20 protein-coding genes are annotated in these 16406 nt (G+C 55.3%); 12 read left to right on the top strand and 8 right to left on the bottom strand.

Annotated elements, in window-relative coordinates:
- Positions 1 to 14: 14 nt before the first annotated feature.
- From kdsD to E5C26_RS24670, 3 genes are read right to left on the bottom strand one after another with little or no spacing between them, the layout of a single operon-like run.
- Positions 15 to 1001, bottom strand: coding sequence for an arabinose-5-phosphate isomerase KdsD (gene kdsD, locus E5C26_RS21915; RefSeq protein ID WP_135318172.1), 987 nt, complete (start codon positions 999 to 1001; stop codon positions 15 to 17).
- Positions 1002 to 1017: 16 nt separating this feature from the next.
- Positions 1018 to 1995, bottom strand: a complete 978-nt coding sequence (locus tag E5C26_RS21910; RefSeq protein WP_135318171.1) for a calcium/sodium antiporter — start codon at positions 1993 to 1995, stop codon at positions 1018 to 1020.
- Between the two features lie 20 nt (positions 1996 to 2015).
- Complete coding sequence (locus E5C26_RS24670) at positions 2016 to 2294, bottom strand: hypothetical protein (RefSeq protein WP_167796690.1); 279 nt, start codon at positions 2292 to 2294, stop codon at positions 2016 to 2018.
- A 4-nt stretch (positions 2295 to 2298) separates the two neighbouring features.
- Between E5C26_RS24670 and mlaF the strand changes: the two genes are divergently transcribed.
- The 7 genes from mlaF (at position 2299) to murA (ending at position 7104) form a co-directional block, all read left to right on the top strand.
- Entirely contained in the window at positions 2299 to 3114 is an 816-nt protein-coding gene (gene mlaF, locus E5C26_RS21900) for a phospholipid ABC transporter ATP-binding protein MlaF (protein ID WP_135318170.1), read from the top strand.
- 4 nt (positions 3115 to 3118) lie between these two features.
- Positions 3119 to 3901 carry a lipid asymmetry maintenance ABC transporter permease subunit MlaE gene (gene mlaE / locus E5C26_RS21895; RefSeq protein ID WP_012147055.1) on the top strand — a complete coding sequence of 261 codons (783 nt, stop codon included), beginning with the start codon at positions 3119 to 3121 and terminating at the stop codon, positions 3899 to 3901.
- Positions 3902 to 3905: 4 nt separating this feature from the next.
- Positions 3906 to 4448, top strand: coding sequence for an outer membrane lipid asymmetry maintenance protein MlaD (gene mlaD / locus E5C26_RS21890; protein ID WP_135318169.1), 543 nt, complete (start codon positions 3906 to 3908; stop codon positions 4446 to 4448).
- 14 nt (positions 4449 to 4462) lie between these two features.
- Positions 4463 to 5092 (top strand): phospholipid-binding protein MlaC, encoded by a 630-nt coding sequence (gene mlaC / locus E5C26_RS21885; protein ID WP_135318168.1) that lies wholly within the window; start codon positions 4463 to 4465, stop codon positions 5090 to 5092.
- Entirely contained in the window at positions 5092 to 5394 is a 303-nt protein-coding gene (gene mlaB, locus E5C26_RS21880) for a lipid asymmetry maintenance protein MlaB (RefSeq protein WP_135318167.1), read from the top strand. The genes mlaC and mlaB overlap by 1 nt, the downstream gene beginning before the upstream one ends.
- Before the next feature lie 140 nt (positions 5395 to 5534).
- The gene (ibaG, locus tag E5C26_RS21875; protein ID WP_012147051.1) at positions 5535 to 5789 is read left to right on the top strand and encodes a BolA family iron metabolism protein IbaG; all 255 of its coding nucleotides are present in this window, start codon (positions 5535 to 5537) and stop codon (positions 5787 to 5789) included.
- Between the two features lie 55 nt (positions 5790 to 5844).
- The gene (gene murA, locus E5C26_RS21870) at positions 5845 to 7104 is read left to right on the top strand and encodes a UDP-N-acetylglucosamine 1-carboxyvinyltransferase (RefSeq protein WP_012147050.1); all 1260 of its coding nucleotides are present in this window, start codon (positions 5845 to 5847) and stop codon (positions 7102 to 7104) included.
- A 68-nt stretch (positions 7105 to 7172) separates the two neighbouring features.
- On the opposite strand, the gene degS is transcribed toward murA, so the two are convergent.
- The 3 genes from degS to zapG form a co-directional block, all read right to left on the bottom strand.
- Positions 7173 to 8231 (bottom strand): outer membrane-stress sensor serine endopeptidase DegS, encoded by a 1059-nt coding sequence (degS, locus tag E5C26_RS21865; RefSeq protein WP_135318166.1) that lies wholly within the window; start codon positions 8229 to 8231, stop codon positions 7173 to 7175.
- Between the two features lie 96 nt (positions 8232 to 8327).
- The gene (gene degQ / locus E5C26_RS21860) at positions 8328 to 9698 is read right to left on the bottom strand and encodes a serine endoprotease DegQ (protein WP_135318165.1); all 1371 of its coding nucleotides are present in this window, start codon (positions 9696 to 9698) and stop codon (positions 8328 to 8330) included.
- A 192-nt stretch (positions 9699 to 9890) separates the two neighbouring features.
- Complete coding sequence (gene zapG / locus E5C26_RS21855; RefSeq protein ID WP_012147047.1) at positions 9891 to 10292, bottom strand: Z-ring associated protein ZapG; 402 nt, start codon at positions 10290 to 10292, stop codon at positions 9891 to 9893.
- A 231-nt stretch (positions 10293 to 10523) separates the two neighbouring features.
- Here zapG and zapE point away from each other — a divergent pair, with 231 nt between their 5' ends.
- The 5 genes from zapE to sspB all read left to right on the top strand — a co-directional run bounded on the left by zapE (position 10524) and on the right by sspB (position 14248).
- Positions 10524 to 11654: a cell division protein ZapE gene (zapE, locus tag E5C26_RS21850; protein WP_135318164.1), complete on the top strand. Its 1131-nt coding sequence runs from the start codon at positions 10524 to 10526 to the stop codon at positions 11652 to 11654.
- 276 nt (positions 11655 to 11930) lie between these two features.
- Positions 11931 to 12359, top strand: coding sequence for a 50S ribosomal protein L13 (gene rplM / locus E5C26_RS21840; RefSeq protein ID WP_012147045.1), 429 nt, complete (start codon positions 11931 to 11933; stop codon positions 12357 to 12359).
- Positions 12360 to 12374: 15 nt separating this feature from the next.
- Entirely contained in the window at positions 12375 to 12767 is a 393-nt protein-coding gene (gene rpsI, locus E5C26_RS21835) for a 30S ribosomal protein S9 (RefSeq protein ID WP_020831838.1), read from the top strand.
- A 336-nt stretch (positions 12768 to 13103) separates the two neighbouring features.
- Complete coding sequence (gene sspA / locus E5C26_RS21830) at positions 13104 to 13745, top strand: stringent starvation protein SspA (RefSeq protein WP_012147043.1); 642 nt, start codon at positions 13104 to 13106, stop codon at positions 13743 to 13745.
- Positions 13746 to 13750: 5 nt separating this feature from the next.
- Entirely contained in the window at positions 13751 to 14248 is a 498-nt protein-coding gene (gene sspB, locus E5C26_RS21825) for a ClpXP protease specificity-enhancing factor (protein ID WP_026142550.1), read from the top strand.
- Between the two features lie 67 nt (positions 14249 to 14315).
- Here sspB and E5C26_RS21820 read toward each other — a convergent pair whose 3' ends face one another.
- On the bottom strand, positions 14316 to 14795 hold the full coding sequence (locus tag E5C26_RS21820; RefSeq protein WP_135318162.1) for a hypothetical protein: 480 nt from the start codon (positions 14793 to 14795) through the stop codon (positions 14316 to 14318).
- 182 nt (positions 14796 to 14977) lie between these two features.
- Complete coding sequence (locus E5C26_RS21815; protein WP_135318161.1) at positions 14978 to 16396, bottom strand: glutamate synthase small subunit; 1419 nt, start codon at positions 16394 to 16396, stop codon at positions 14978 to 14980.
- Between the last annotated feature and the right edge of the window lie 10 nt (positions 16397 to 16406).

Here is a 16406-nt window from a genome sequence, read left to right as displayed (position 1 = left end):
GTTCTCTTCCATAATTAAACGACGCCGGCGCGCAGCATGTCATGCATATGTACCACACCCAGCAACTGGTCGCCATCGGCAACCAGCACCGAGGTGATATGGCGTTGCTGCATCAGGTTCAGCGCGTCGACCGCCAGCAGGTTCGGACGCACCCGCACGCCACCGAGCGTCATAACATCGACAATTTTGGCCTCGTTGAGATTGATGCCCATATCAAAAATCCGGCGCAGGTCACCATCGGTAAAGATACCGGCGATCTTCATCAGGTCGTCACAGATGACCGTCATACCCAGATTTTTGCGGGTGATTTCCAGCAACGCGTCGCGCAGCGATGCATCGGCGCTGACGTGGGGAATTTCATCGCCGCTGTGCATGATGTCGCTCACGCGCAGCAGCAGTCGGCGGCCCAGAGCGCCGCCAGGGTGTGACAACGCAAAATCTTCCGGCGTGAAGCCGCGGGCTTTCAACAGGGCAACGGCTAACGCATCGCCCATCACCAGGGTGGCGGTGGTGCTGGTGGTTGGTGCCAGGCCGAGCGGGCAGGCTTCTTGCGGCACCTTGATGCACAGATGAATATCCGCCGCTTTGCCCATCGAACTTTCCGGGTTGTTGGTCATGCAGATCAACGGGATTTGCTGGCGCTTCAATACCGGGATCAGCGCCTGGATTTCGTTGGACTCGCCGGAGTTGGAGATGGCGAGCACGATATCCTGCGCAGACACCATGCCTAGGTCGCCGTGGCTGGCTTCCGCAGGGTGAACAAAGAACGAAGGCGTGCCGGTGCTGGCGAAGGTGGCGGCAATCTTGCAGCCGATATGGCCGGATTTACCCATGCCCATCACCACCACTTTACCGGTGCATTCGGCGATCAACTCGCAGGCGCGGGTAAAGTCTGCATTGATGTATTGATCGAGCTGGGCCAGCCCGTCACGCTCAATCTGCAGCACTTCTTTGCCTGCCTGCTGAAAATCAAAGCCTGGTTGCAACTGAATATTCGACATGCTCATTCCCGTCGGTTTAGCCGAAAGTACTGAAAGGGTTAAAAAACAGCACCGCAAGATACGCAATAAAGCCACATAATAACAGAGCCCCTGCCAGATGACCGATACGATGTTTACGCCCAACGCACAGGGCGGTGAGCACAATGCTGACCGCCAGCATCACCCAGTAATCGCGGTGGAAGGCGGCGCCATCGACGCTGCCCGGGGACAATAGGGCGGGGACACCCAGTACTATCACCGTATTGAAAATGTTGGAGCCGATGATATTGCCAATTGCCATATCATCCTCACCCTTTAGTGCTCCGGCGATGGAGGTGGCCAGTTCTGGCAGGCTGGTGCCGACAGCGATAAGGGTCAGACCGACCACCAGCTCACTCATACCGAAGAAGTGCGCGATCACCGTGGCGTTATCGACCACCATTTTGGAAGACAGCGGCAGAATGATAAACGCCAGCACCAGCCACAGCACCGCCACGGTGTTGCTGCTGTCCTGCGGCAGCTCGGCCATTTGTTCCAGGGTCAGGCTGTCGCTGCCTTCGCGCTGCGCCAGCCGGGCAATTTTCAACATCAACAGAATGAAGACGGCGGCGGCGGCCAACAGCACCACGCCATCCAGCCGGCTCAGCGTGCCGTCCATCAGCACAAAACCGCACAATACTGTGACCGCCAACATCAGCGGCAGTTCGCGCCTCAATACTTCAGAACGCGCAGCCAGCGGGTGGATCAGTGCGGCAACACCAAGGATCAATAGAATATTGGTGATGTTGGAACCTATTACGTTTCCGACCGCCATATCTATTTGCCCGTTCAGCGCGGCCGTGGTCGAAACAAACAGTTCCGGCAGCGAAGTGCCGATGCCGACGATGGTTATGCCGATAATCAATGGTGGCACACCCAGTGAACGAGAAATCACCGCAGCACCGTAAACTAAGCGGTCTGCGCCATACACCAGTAAAAATAAACCAACGATTAATAAAACTATCGCGAGAAACATGCAGGGTCCTTTGTTGGGTATTATCCCGGTTCGTTGGTTAAAAGCCGTAATTCGGCTATCTTGCTTTGCCCTCCGTTGCGCAGGCTAAAGCCGCAGCAACGGGATTTCCCGGCTAATATATGAACACTTTCGTTTTTTTTCGTTATGGTGCCAATTTTGACCGGGTGGCGCGTAAAAGTAAAACCTATGGCACCATTGGTAACGAAATGCCGGTAAGTTTTTGTAAAGATGAGACGCATTGCGCCCGTTGCTTTAACATCGCGGGTAGATTTGGCAAAAATAAGCCGCAAAGGATCCATTAACATGCACCAGAAGGCAGAGAATCTGGTCGAAGTTCGCGACATGACTTTTTCTCGCGGCGATCGACTAATATTCGAAGACATCAACCTGACGGTTCCCCGTGGCAAGGTGACGGCGATCATGGGGCCGTCCGGTATTGGTAAAACAACGCTGCTGCGTCTGATTGGCGGCCAGTTGACACCGGACAGCGGTGAGATCTGGTTTGATGGCGACGACATCCCCGCCTTGTCCCGCCATCAGCTGTATGAAGCACGTAAGAAAATGAGCATGCTGTTCCAGTCTGGCGCGCTGTTCACCGATCTGACGGTGTTTGAAAACGTGGCTTATCCGCTGCGTGAGCACAGCCGCTTACCGGAGCCTATTTTGCGCAGTACGGTAATGATGAAGCTGGAGGCAGTCGGACTGCGTGGCGCGGCCGAGCTGATGCCCAATGAGTTGTCCGGCGGGATGGCGCGGCGTGCGGCGCTGGCGCGGGCGATTGCGCTCGACCCGGAGATGATCATGTTCGACGAGCCTTTCGTCGGCCAGGATCCGATCACCATGGGCGTGTTGGTTAAGTTGATCGATGAGCTCAATCATGCGCTGGGCATCACCTGTATTGTGGTTTCGCACGATGTGCCGGAGGTGCTGAGCATCGCCGACTACGCGTACATTGTTGCCGATCATCGGGTGATTGCCGAAGGCACGGCGCAAGAATTACAGAACAATCCTGATGCACGTGTGCGCCAGTTCCTGGATGGTATTGCCGATGGGCCGGTGCCTTTCCGTTATCCGGCCGGCGATTACCAGGCCGAGTTGTTAGGTTTAGGGAGTAAATAAGCTGATGTTATTACAGGCGTTAGCGTCGTTAGGACGCCGTGGCATCAACACCAGCGCCAGCTTTGGGCGCGCCGGATTGATGCTGTGGGGCGCGCTGGTCGGGCGGCCCGAGCCGCGCAAACAGTGGCCATTGCTGCTTAAGCAAATGCACAGTGTGGGCGTGCAATCACTGCTGATTATCATGGTTTCCGGGTTGTTTATCGGCATGGTACTGGGGCTACAGGGCTATTTGGTGCTTACCACCTACAGTGCCGAAGCCAGCCTGGGCATGATGGTGGCACTGTCGCTGTTACGTGAACTGGGCCCGGTGGTGACGGCACTGCTGTTTGCCGGTCGTGCCGGTTCCGCGCTGACGGCCGAAATTGGCCTGATGAAAGCGACCGAACAAATCTCCAGCCTGGAAATGATGGCGGTCGACCCGCTGCGGCGTATTGTCGCGCCGCGCTTCTGGGCCGGTTTGATCAGCATGCCGTTGTTGACACTGATCTTTGTCGCCATTGGTATCTGGGGCGGTTCGATAGTCGGTGTGGATTGGAAGGGCATTGACGGTGGTTTCTTCTGGTCGGCGATGCAGGGCGCGGTAGAGTGGAAAAAAGACCTGCTCAACTGCCTGCTCAAGAGCGTGGTATTTGCCATCACCGTGACCTGGATTGCCATCTTCAACGGGTATGATGCAGTACCGACCTCTGAAGGGATTAGCCGGGCAACGACCCGTACCGTGGTACATTCGTCACTGGCGGTGTTGGGATTGGATTTCGTGCTGACAGCACTGATGTTTGGGAATTGATTCGATGCAAACGAAGAAGAGTGAAATCTGGGTTGGGGCATTTATGCTGATTGCGCTGTGCGCCGTCGTATTTTTGTGCCTGCAAGTGGCAAACATTAAGTCGATCGGTAACGAGCCGACATACCGTATTTACGCGACCTTCGATAATATCGGTGGTCTGAAAGCACGTTCACCGGTGAAAATCGGCGGCGTGGTGATTGGTCGAGTGGCCAATATCTCGCTCGATCCTAAAACTTATACGCCGCGCGTTGCCCTGGATATCCAGGAGAAATTCAATCAGATACCGGATACCAGTTCGCTGGCGATCCGCACCTCCGGCCTGCTGGGGGAGCAATATCTGGCACTGAACGTCGGTTTTGAAGATCCGGATATGGGGACTACCATCCTGAAAGATGGCGGTACTATTCAGGACACTAAATCAGCCATGGTTCTGGAAGATCTGATCGGCCAGTTCCTGTATAAGAGCGGCGGCCAGAATGATACGGACAAGGCAGGCGATGCGCCTGCTGCCGGTGCTGCGCCGCAACCTGCCGCCCCTATTCATTAAAAGAGGAAACCTGCATGTTTAAACGTTTACTTATGGTTGCTCTGCTGGTGGTTGCGCCACTGGCAAATGCGGTGGATCAAACCAATCCTTACAGCCTGATGCAAGATGCGGCTCAGAAGACCTTTAACCGTCTTAAGACCGAGCAGCCAAAAATCAAGCAGGATCCCAACTACCTGCGTACCGTGGTGCACCAGGAGTTGATGCCGTTTGTACAGGTTAAATATGCCGGTGCGCTGGTGCTGGGCCGTTATTACAAAGAAGCGACCCCGGCGCAGCGTGAAGCTTACTTCACCGCATTCCAGGCTTACCTGGAACAGGCCTACGGTCAGGCGTTGGCGATGTACCACGGCCAGACTTACCAGATCGAACCTGAAAAGCCGTTGGATAATGCCGATATCGTCGCCATCCGCGTGACCATCATTGACCAGGGCGGTCGTCCGCCGGTGCGTCTGGACTTCCAGTGGCGCAAAAACAGCAAGACCGGTTACTGGCAGGCATATGACATGATCGCCGAAGGCGTCAGCATGATCACCACCAAGCAAAATGAGTGGGCATCCACCCTGCGTACCCAGGGGATTGACGGCCTGACCAAACAACTGCAGGCGGCGGCGCAGCGTCCAATTACGCTGGATCAGAAAAACTGATGACCACGGCACTCAGCTTTGAATCGCAGCAGCAGACTCTGATCCTGCGCGGTGAACTGGATCGGGAAACTCTGTTGCCGCTGTGGGAACAGCGGGAAACGTTGTTGGCGGATAAAACCGTGCTCGACGTTACGCAATTGCAGCGTGTGGACTCTTCCGGGCTGGCATTGCTGGTACATCTGCGTGAACAGCAGCGTCAGCACGGCGTGGAATTAAAAATTTCTGGTGCCAGCGATCGCCTGAAAACCTTGATCACGCTGTACAACCTGCAAGCAATAATGCCTGTCGATACCGCTGGTTAGCCCGACTTTCGACTGACTAAAGACGGTTTCTCCTCAGAAAGCCCCTGTTACACAGGGGCTTTTTCTTTAGTTTAAGAAAACGTCTGATTCCACTAAGATGTCAGGCTGATTATGATCCTTTTGATGCAGAACTGGATACTATGGAAAATAACGAGATTAAAGACGTGCTGATGCGAGCATTGGCACTGGATGAAGCACATGTTACCGGTGATGGTAGCCACTTTCAGGTGATCGTGGTCGGCGAACTGTTTGCCGCCATGAGCCGCGTCAAGAAACAACAGACGGTGTATGCACCGCTGATGGAATACATTGCGGACAACCGAATTCATGCCTTGTCGATCAAGGCGTACACCCCAGAAGAGTGGCAGCGAGACCGCAAACTCAACGGATTTTAAGGCTGTTTGCCCAGCGGGGCGGGCAGCGTCAGTTTAGATAATAGAGAGTAGTCAAATGGATAAATTTCGTGTGCAGGGCCGGACCCGCCTAAGCGGTGAAGTTGCTATTTCCGGGGCCAAAAATGCCGCCCTGCCGATCCTGTTCGCCGCATTATTAGCGGAAGAGCCGGTCGAGCTGCAGAATGTCCCGAAGCTGAAGGACATCGATACCACCATTAAGCTACTCAACCAGTTGGGCACCAAGATTGAGCGTAACGGTTCCGTATTCGTTGATGCCAGCGGCGTGAACGAATTCTGCGCGCCGTATGACCTGGTGAAAACCATGCGTGCTTCTATCTGGGCTTTGGGGCCGCTGGTCGCTCGTTTTGGTCGCGGTCAGGTTTCCCTGCCGGGTGGTTGTGCGATCGGCGCACGTCCGGTTGATCTGCATATTACGGGTCTGGAACAGCTGGGCGCGGAGATCAAACTGGAAGAAGGTTACGTAAAAGCTTCCGTTGACGGTCGTCTGAAGGGGGCACACATCGTGATGGACAAGGTGAGCGTGGGCGCTACCGTGACCATCATGAGCGCCGCAACCCTGGCGACCGGTACGACCGTGATTGAGAACGCCGCACGTGAGCCGGAAATTGTCGATACTGCCAACTTCCTTAACACGCTGGGTGCGAAAATTACCGGTGCCGGCAGTGACCGCATCACCATCGAAGGCGTTGAGCGCCTGGGCGGCGGCGTTTATCGCGTTCTGCCGGACCGTATCGAAACCGGTACCTTCCTGATCGCTGCCGCAGTTTCCGGCGGTAAAGTGATGTGCCGTGATACCCGTCCCGATACGCTGGATGCTGTGCTGGCCAAACTGCGTGAAGCCGGTGCGGATATCGAAGTGGGCGAAGACTGGATAAGCCTGGACATGCACGGCAAGCGTCCGAAAGCGGTGACCATTCGCACTGCGCCGCACCCGGGGTTCCCGACCGATATGCAGGCCCAGTTCAGCTTGCTGAATCTGGTTGCAGAAGGCACCGGTGTGATCACCGAGACCATCTTTGAAAACCGCTTTATGCACGTGCCAGAATTGATCCGTATGGGCGCACACGCTGAGATTGAGAGCAATACCGTGATTTGTCACGGCGTTGAGCAACTGTCCGGTGCTCAGGTCATGGCGACCGATTTGCGCGCTTCAGCCAGTCTGGTGATTGCCGGCTGCATCGCCGACGGCGTGACCGTTGTTGACCGTATCTATCATATTGACCGTGGCTATGAGCGCATTGAAGACAAGCTGCGTGCGCTGGGTGCGAATATCGAGCGAGTGAAAGGCGAGTAATCTGTTGGATGCCGGGGGCTAACCCGGCGCAATGCAGTATTGGAGGGCTCGGCGTTGCCGGGCCCTTTTTAATTGCTGTCTTCCGGGAATTCACCCACGGTCATCTTCAAGGTTATGCGTTTGCCCTCGCGCAACACAATCACCGGAATTTCAGTACCAGGGCGGATTTCCGCCACCTGGTCCATGGTTTCCAGCACCGATACCGCCGGTTTGTTGTCGACATTGATGATTACGTCGTTGATATGGAAGCCGGCGTTACCTGCCGGCCCATTCGGCGTAATTTCGGTCACGATAATGCCCTGCAGGCGATCGATACCGGAATTGGACGAGCGCAGGGGAATAATCTCTTTACCCTGAATACCGAAATAACCGCGGATGACGCGGCCGTCACGGATCAGTTTGTCCATAATCTTGGTGGCTAGCTCGATGGGAATGGCAAAGCCCAAACCTTCCGGCGTTTCCCCGTCGGTGATTTTATCGTAGGTCAGGGTATTGATACCGATTAACTCGCCCAGCGAGTTGACCAGCGCACCGCCAGAGTTGCCGCGGTTAATCGAGGCATCGGTCTGCAGGAAAGTCTGGCGACCTGTGGTACTCATACTGATGCGACCTGTGGCACTGAGGATCCCCTGAGTGACGGTCTGACCGAGATTATAGGGGTTGCCGATCGCCAGCACTATGTCACCCACGTGCGCGGTGCGGGCGTCGTTGTAGGGGATCACCGGCAGGTTGCCCGGATCTATTTTCAGCACCGCCAGATCGGTCAGACTGTCAGAGCCGACCAGCAACGCTTCGTAGCGGCGGCCATCCTGCAATACCACGGTGATTTGCTGTGCATCTTTGATTACGTGCCGATTGGTCAGGATATAACCGCGTTCGTTCATGATCACGCCAGAACCCAAAGACAGAATGTTGGCGGCACCATTCATATTGCGGTTGTAGATATTCACTACTGCAGGCGCGGCGCGGCGCACCGCCTTGTTGTAACTGACCGGCGTTTCATCACGGGTACTTTCATGTTTTTCTGCGAACAGGGTATTGGAAGAACGTAGCACGGGCAAAGCAGCCAGCAGCAGGCCGGCAACGATTAAACCAATAACGACGGAACGCAAGAGCTTAGCAAACATGGAGTTTTAGTACGTGAGATGAAAGATACACGGAGGATAGCATGAGAATACCGGGCGCAGTATGTCACCGGGCCCGGTTTTTAAACAAATTACCGATTAACGCAACAGCAGATAAATGGTTTCGCCGCCGCGCACGATGTTCAGTGCCATCACTGGTGGCTTGGCTTCCAGCACCTTGCGTAAGGTCGTGATGTTTTCAACGCGCTGACGGTTGACGCCAATGATCACATCGTCTTTCTGCAACCCGATCTGCGCGGCTACAGAGCCTTTATCGACCCTATCGATCTTCACGCCCTTGTCGCCACTTGGCAGGGCACCGTTGCTGAGTGAAACGCCCTGCAGAGCCGGAGAAAGCGTTTCGGCATTGGTGGAGGCACCTTCACTGTTATCCAGAGTGACAGAAACTTCCTGTGGCTTACCGTCGCGCAGCAAACCAACCTTGATGGTTTTGCCTGGCGCGGTGGTACCGACCTTGGCCCGCAGTTCGGCGAAGCTGCTGACCGGCTTGCCATCGACGGAAACCAGAATGTCACCGGCTTTGATGCCAGCCTTGGCGGCGGCAGATTTCGGCAGGACTTCGCTGACGAAGGCGCCACGCTGGGTGTCTGTATTAAAGGCTTTGGCCATATCGGCGGTCATTTCACTGCCTTTAATACCCAGCAGGCCGCGTTTCACTTCGCCAAATTCAATCAACTGCTGGCTGAGGTTCTGCGCCATGTTGCTCGGGATGGCAAAGCCGATACCCACGTTGCCGCCGCTTGGCGCCAAAATGGCGGTGTTGATGCCGATTAACTCGCCCTTGAGGTTAACCAGTGCGCCACCGGAGTTGCCGCGGTTGATGGAAGCATCGGTCTGAATGAAGTTTTCCAACCCTTCCAGGTTCAGACCGCTACGACCCAGTGCAGAGATAATACCGGAGGTCGCCGTCTGGCCGAGGCCGAATGGGTTGCCGACGGCCACGGCGAAATCGCCGACCCGCAATTGATCGGAGTCCGCCATTTTTATCGCGGTCAGGTTTTTCACATCGCTGAGCTGCAGCAGGGCGATGTCGGACTGTTCGTCACGTCCCAACAACTTGGCATCCACTTCGCGCCCGTCATTCAACTGCACGCTGATTTTGTCGGCGTTGTTGATCACGTGGTTGTTGGTCAGCACGTAGCCTTTGGCTGCGTCGATGATCACGCCAGAGCCCAACCCTTCAAACGGGCGTGAGCTTTGTTGCTGCCCAGGACCACCGGGGCCGAAGAAACGTTTGAGCTCTTCCGGTACCTGCTGGCGCTGTACCTGGGTGCCTTCCACATGCACGCTGACGACAGCGGGCAAGACTTTTTCCAACATCGGCGCCAGGCTTGGCAGCGGCTGTCCCTGCACGGCGACGGGCATTGCCGCGCTGGCTGCCGGTACGGAGGTCAGTGTGAGGCCAATACTCATTGCCAATGCACTAAGAATTAACGACTTTTTATTCATTGATTATAACTCTCTCAATACCTGCCGGTGAAAGGGTGATGATAATGCAGCAGCAATACCATAGTGAAGGGTAAGACCGTGAATTTGCGTGAAAAGTTCACTCAGGCGCCAGCTTTAAGGATAGCTCGGCATGGGAAGAAAAAGCATGGGGGAGCGAAAACCCGTGGGATGACCCACGGGCGAAAATAGTGTTTAGTCGCGGCGCGGACGTTCGCCACGCAGCAGGCCTGATGCGCCTTCCGAGTAATCGCGCGGCATCTCTACCGGCGTCTGGTCGTTATCCGCTTCGGCTTCGGTCAGGCGATAGCGGAACGGGTTTTCCTGCATTGGCAGGTCCGGCAGCAGGTTGTTGGAGCTTTTCGCCATGTGCTGATACAGCTGGCGATAGTCGCGCGCCATATTATCCAGCAGCTCGGCGCTGCGGGCAAAGTGGCCGACCAGCTCCTGGCGATACTCTTCAAGATCGGTTTTGCTCTTGTCCAACTCGTTCTGCAAAACTTGTTGTTGACGTAATTTACGGTTACCAAAACGCATCGCTACCGCACCAATGACGATACCGACCACCAAACCAATCAGCGCATACTCCCAGGTCATGATGACTCCTATTGTGACTTCGTTGTTCCGCAGGGATTTTTCACTTAATAATATCCACTATAACCGTTAACCTTGTCCGAGTGGAATCCTGATGAGCCATGACCTGATTTCTTCAGGGTTTTCAGCGCCGCCCTGAGCGGGTATTTGTAGCGATAAGGGCGCGAAGCCACCCAAAGTTGCCGCGAAAATGGGCTAAATAATTTCTAAGCGTTGTGAAGGAACATCGAACAGATGCAGGCACAATCACCGTTATCACGCTACCAGCGGCTGCTTGCTGCGGGAGAATACCAGGCCGATGAAGTCCAAATGGCGGCCGTGACTCAACTGGATCATATCTATCAGGCATTATTACAGCAGACGCCCGCGGTCAGTGCGCCGGCTGGGGGCCTGCGCGGCAAACTGAACCGTTGGCTGGGCAAGAGCAATGAAACGACTCAGCAGCGTCCGGCCCAGGGCCTATATATGTGGGGCGGTGTTGGACGTGGCAAGACCTGGTTGATGGATATGTTCTTCCAGAGCCTGCCGGGGGATCGCAAGCTACGGCTGCATTTCCACCGTTTTATGCTGCGAGTGCATGAAGAGCTGACCGAACTGCAGGGGCAGGAAAACCCACTTGAAATCATCGCGGATGGTTTCAAGGCGCAGACTGACGTGCTGTGTTTCGACGAGTTTTTTGTTTCCGATATCACCGATGCCATGTTGCTGGCAACGTTGTTGCAGGCGCTGTTTGCCCGTGGCATCACGCTGGTGGCGACCTCCAATATTCCGCCAAACGATCTGTACCGCAACGGCTTGCAGCGGGCGCGTTTCCTGCCGGCGATCGATCTGATTAACGAATTCTGTGACGTGATGAACGTCGACGCCGGCATTGATTATCGCCTGCGCACTTTGACCCAGGCACATTTGTATCTGACGCCGCTTGATGAACAGACCCGGCTGACCATGGACCGGATGTTTGTGAAGCTGGCCGGCAAGCAAGGGGAGGCGGCGCCGGTATTACAGATCAATCATCGGCCGTTGCAGGCGATCAACGCGGTAGACGGCGTGCTGGCAGTCGATTTTCACACGTTGTGCGAAGAGGCGCGTAGCCAGTTGGACTATATCGCCCTGTCGCGCCTGTACCACAGCGTGATCCTGTATAATGTGCGGGTGATGGGGCCGCTGAAGGAAAATACCGCGCGTCGCTTCCTGGCATTGGTCGATGAATTTTACGAACGTCACGTCAAACTGGTGATCGCTGCCGAAGCGTCGATGTTCGATATCTACCAGGGCGAGCGGCTGAAGTTCGAGTACCAGCGTTGTCTGTCGCGGCTGCAAGAAATGCAGAGCGAGGAGTATCTGAAGTTGCCGCATCTGCCGTGACGTCCAGGGGGACCCAGGACACTGGCGTCCCCGCTTTTCCGCCATTGGCGTTTAATTGCGTTTCTATTCAAAAAGCGTTCGATCTTTGTGAGCGACTTCTCTATAATCTTGCGACCCCACGTTACAACAAAGTTTTTTTCCCAAAAACTTTTTAGTGCCGGCAATGGCTATTCGAAGGGGTAGGTTTGCTGGACTTGTATGGTCGTGTGAGCCTCAACTGTTTTCGAGCGTTTGGGTGTTCACCAACGTGTAACTAATTATTGGGTAAGCTTTCTAATGAAAACTTTTACAGCTAAACCAGAGAGCGTAAAACGCGACTGGTACGTTGTTGATGCAGATGGTAAAACTTTAGGCCGTCTCGCTACTGAACTGGCTCGTCGTCTGCGCGGCAAGCATAAAGCGGAATACACCCCGCACGTTGATACCGGTGACTACATCATCGTTCTGAACGCAGAAAAAGTTGCTGTAACCGGCAACAAGCGTACAGACAAAGTGTATTACCGTCACACCGGCTACGTCGGTGGTATCAAGCAAGCGACCTTTGAAGAGATGATTGCCCGCAACCCAGAGCGTGTGATTGAAATCGCGGTTAAAGGCATGCTGCCAAAGGGTCCGTTGGGTCGTGCAATGTTCCGTAAACTGAAAGTTTACGCGGGCACCGAGCACACTCACGCGGCACAGCAACCGCAAGTTCTTGACATCTAATCGGGATTATAGGCAATGGCTGAAAATCAATACTACGGCACTGGTCGCCGCAAAAGCTCCGCCGCTCGCGTTTTCATCAAGCCGGGCAGTGGTAACATCGTAATTAACCAGCGTAGTCTGGAACAGTACTTCGGTCGCGAAACTGCCCGCATGGTAGTTCGTCAACCGTTGGAACTGACCGACATGGTTGGTAAGTTTGACCTGTACATCACCGTTAAAGGTGGTGGTATCTCTGGTCAGGCTGGCGCTATCCGTCACGGTATCACCCGTGCACTGATGGAGTACGACGAGACTCTGCGCGCTGAATTGCGTAAAGCTGGCTTCGTTACTCGTGACGCCCGTCAGGTTGAACGTAAGAAAGTCGGCCTGCGTAAAGCACGTCGTCGTCCGCAGTTCTCCAAGCGTTAATTTTTTACTGCCCCGGCAGTGGAATTTACGCCAAAAACCCGGTGCTTCACCGGGTTTTTTTATGCCTGAAAATCAACTTGTCGCTACTAAAATCTTTGGTATATCAGACAATTCAATACGAAATCACCGCACAGCCCCCACAAAACAAGCAAAATCTGGTAAACTATCATCCACTTTTGCGCCTGTTCGCCATGCAGCAGTTATCAGTCTACCTCCGAGGCCGTTTTTATGACCTAAGGTTTCGCTGCAAGTTGCTGGCCTGCGGTCAAGATCATTCAGGATAGCAGCCTGTCAGTTGGCTATTCGCAGTATTTTCTAGATAACTTGGAGGTTTTCATGGCTGTCGCTGCCAACAAACGTTCGGTAATGACGCTGTTCTCTGGCCCGACCGACATTTTTAGCCATCAAGTACGTATCGTACTGGCGGAGAAAGGTGTCAGCGTTGAGATTGAGCAGGTTGAGTTGGATAACCTGCCGCAGGATCTGATTGACCTCAACCCGTACCAGACGGTGCCTACCCTGGTCGATCGCGAACTGACCCTGTATGAATCCCGTATCATCATGGAATACCTCGATGAGCGTTTCCCGCACCCACCATTGATGCCGGTCTACCCGGTTGCTCGTGGTGAGAGCCGCCTGATGATGCTGCGCATCGAGAAAAACTGGTATTCGCTGATGTACAAAATCGAGCAGAGCAACGGCCAGGAAGCTGAATCAGCTCGCCGTCAACTGCGCGAAGAACTGCTGGCGATTGCCCCTATCTTTGGTCAGACCCCGTACTTCATGAGCGAAGAGTTCAGCCTGGTGGATTGCTACCTGGCGCCGCTGCTGTGGCGTTTGCCGCAGTTGGGCATTGAACTGAGCGGTGCCGGTTCCAAAGAGCTGAAAGGCTACATGACTCGCGTGTTCGAGCGTGACGCCTTCCTGGCCTCCCTGACCGAAGCCGAGCGCGAAATGCGCCTGCAGACTCGGGGCTAAGCGTTATGGATATGTCTCAGATGACTCCGCGCCGTCCGTATCTGCTGCGAGCTTTCTATGACTGGCTGTTGGACAATCAGTTGACTCCGCACCTGGTGGTGGATGTGACGCGTCCTGACGTTCTGGTGCCTATGGAATTCGCCCGTGATGGTCAGATCGTTTTGAACATCGCGCCGCGTGCAGTGGGCAACCTGGAGTTGGGCAACGACGAAGTGCATTTCAACGCACGTTTCGGTGGTGTACCGCGTGAGGTCTCGGTGCCAATGGCAGCGGTGCTGGCGATTTATGCCCGTGAGAACGGTGCAGGCACCATGTTCGAACCGGAAGCCGCTTATGAAGCGGAAGGCACCTTTGAAGGTTTGGACAATGAGACGATCCCTTCGGAAAGCCTGATGTCGGTGATTGATGGCGATCGCCCCGATCTGGATGAAGGTAATGATCCAGACGACGAGCCGCCACCGCCTCCACGTGGTGGCCGCCCGGCACTGCGCGTGGTGAAATAATCCCGCAGCGGTGAACAGTAAAGGTCGCTTCGGCGGCCTTTTTTATGGCTTGCGATCCGGGAAATCCTCAGCTTTTTAGTGATGCAATGCAGGCATCACGCGGGGCGCTGAGGTCACCGATACGCACCGTGGTGAGTGCGTGGGTCGCGCGCTGTTTAAACGAGGTAATGGCTGTGTCGCCTTGCACTTCAGGGGGCGCGGTACAGATGTCGTTGATGGGCAGGTTATTGCCCTTGTCGAGGGCATGCAGCACCGCGGCCGGGTTGTAAGCCAATGCAAAGGACAGGGCAGATTTTATGCCAGTGGTGAAGGCAGCGTTGCCGCCATTGGCCAGTTTGGGTGCCAGCGCGATCCAGCTGTCATCACCCAGTTTGATGCTGTTTTCTACCGCCGCAAGCTGGCCTGCTTTGGCCAGTTGAGCGACTACCGGTGCCGCACCGCGTGCTTCAATATTGTAACCCACTTCTTGCGGATCCAGAGACGAAGCCAATGAGTTGAAACTGACAACCAGCAGCGCGCCGGTTAACAAGGGAATAGGCAATTTCATGGTGAACTATCCTTATCAAGATATCAGGCACGACCGCGCCTGTCAGTGATGCTAACTGAATACTATAGCGCTTCAGGCGTTGTGCTGTGGGGGAGGTTGTTACAAAGCGTGTGGTCGGCGAGGAAAAAACGAAGGGCCCGGCAGATCACCTGCGGGCCCTTTGGGGAAAAGCGAGCGGAAGATTAGACTTCCAGGTAGCTCATGATGCCATCGGCAGCTTTACGGCCTTCGGCAATCGCCGTCACCACCAGATCCGACCCGCGTACCGCATCGCCGCCGGCGAAGATTTTCGGGTTGCTGGTCTGGAAGGCGTTATCGGTGCTTTCCGGCGCCACAATACGGCCCTGCTTGTCGAGCTCAACATCGTGCGCGGCCAGCCAGTCCATCTGGTGCGGACGGAAACCAAATGCCATCACCACCGCATCGGCATCAATGATGTGCTCGGAACCTGGCACCTGCTCAGCAATCTGGCGGCCGTTGGCATCCGGTGCACCCAACTGGGTACGAACCATTTTCACTCCGGCCACGCGACCGGCGCTGTTGAGTTCGATGCTCAGCGGTTGCAGGTTGAATTTGAAATCAACCCCTTCCTCACGCGCGTTTTTCACTTCGCGTTTGGAGCCCGGCATGTTGGCTTCATCACGGCGGTAGGCGCAGATAACGTCGGTTGCCCCCTGACGGACAGAGGTACGCACGCAGTCCATCGCGGTGTCACCACCGCCCAGCACCACCACACGTTTGCCCTCCATGCTGACATAAGGCTCGTGCTGCTCGGCCTGATAGCCCATCAATTGCTTGGTGTTGGCAATCAGGAACGGCAGTGCGTCATAGACCCCTGGCGCATCCTCGTTCTCCAGGCCACCGCGCATTGACTGGTAGGTACCGACGCCGAGGAACACTGCATCAAACTCACTCAGCAGCGTCTCCATGGTGATGTCTTTGCCCACTTCGGTATTGAGCTGGAACTCAATGCCCATCTCGCTGAAGATGCCACGGCGTTTCACCATCACTTCTTTTTCCAGCTTGAAGGCCGGGATCCCGAAGGTCAGCAGGCCGCCGATCTCCGGGTGACGATCGTAGACCACCGCTTTCACGCCGTTACGGGTCAGCACATCGGCACAGGCCAGGCCCGCCGGGCCGGCCCCGATCACCGCCACGCGTTTGCCGGTAGGCAGCACGTGGGACATGTCTGGTTTCCAGCCCATCTCAATCGCTTTATCGCTGATATAGCGCTCGATGTTACCGATGGTCACCGCACCGAACTCGTCGTTCAGGGTGCAGGACCCTTCACACAGACGATCCTGCGGGCAAACGCGACCGCACACTTCCGGCAGGCTGTTGGTCTGGTGCGCCAGATCTGCGGCCTCCATGATGCGGCCTTCATTCGCCAGCTTCAGCCAGTTCGGGATGTAGTTGTGAACCGGACATTTCCATTCGCAATAAGGGTTACCGCAGGACAGACAACGGTCCGCCTGCGCCTTCGCCTGACTTTCCGAAAACGGCTCGTAAATCTCTACAAACTCAATTTTACGGATCTTGAGCGGTTTCTTTGGCGGATCAACGCGCTGCAGGTCGATAAATTGATAAACATTCTGACTCATTAATGACCTC

The organism is Serratia proteamaculans (genome assembly GCF_004684015.1).
Taxonomy (GTDB): domain Bacteria; phylum Pseudomonadota; class Gammaproteobacteria; order Enterobacterales; family Enterobacteriaceae; genus Serratia; species Serratia proteamaculans_F.
The sequence above is the reverse complement of the archived record's forward strand: the minus strand, read 5'-3'. Positions and strand labels throughout refer to the sequence as shown.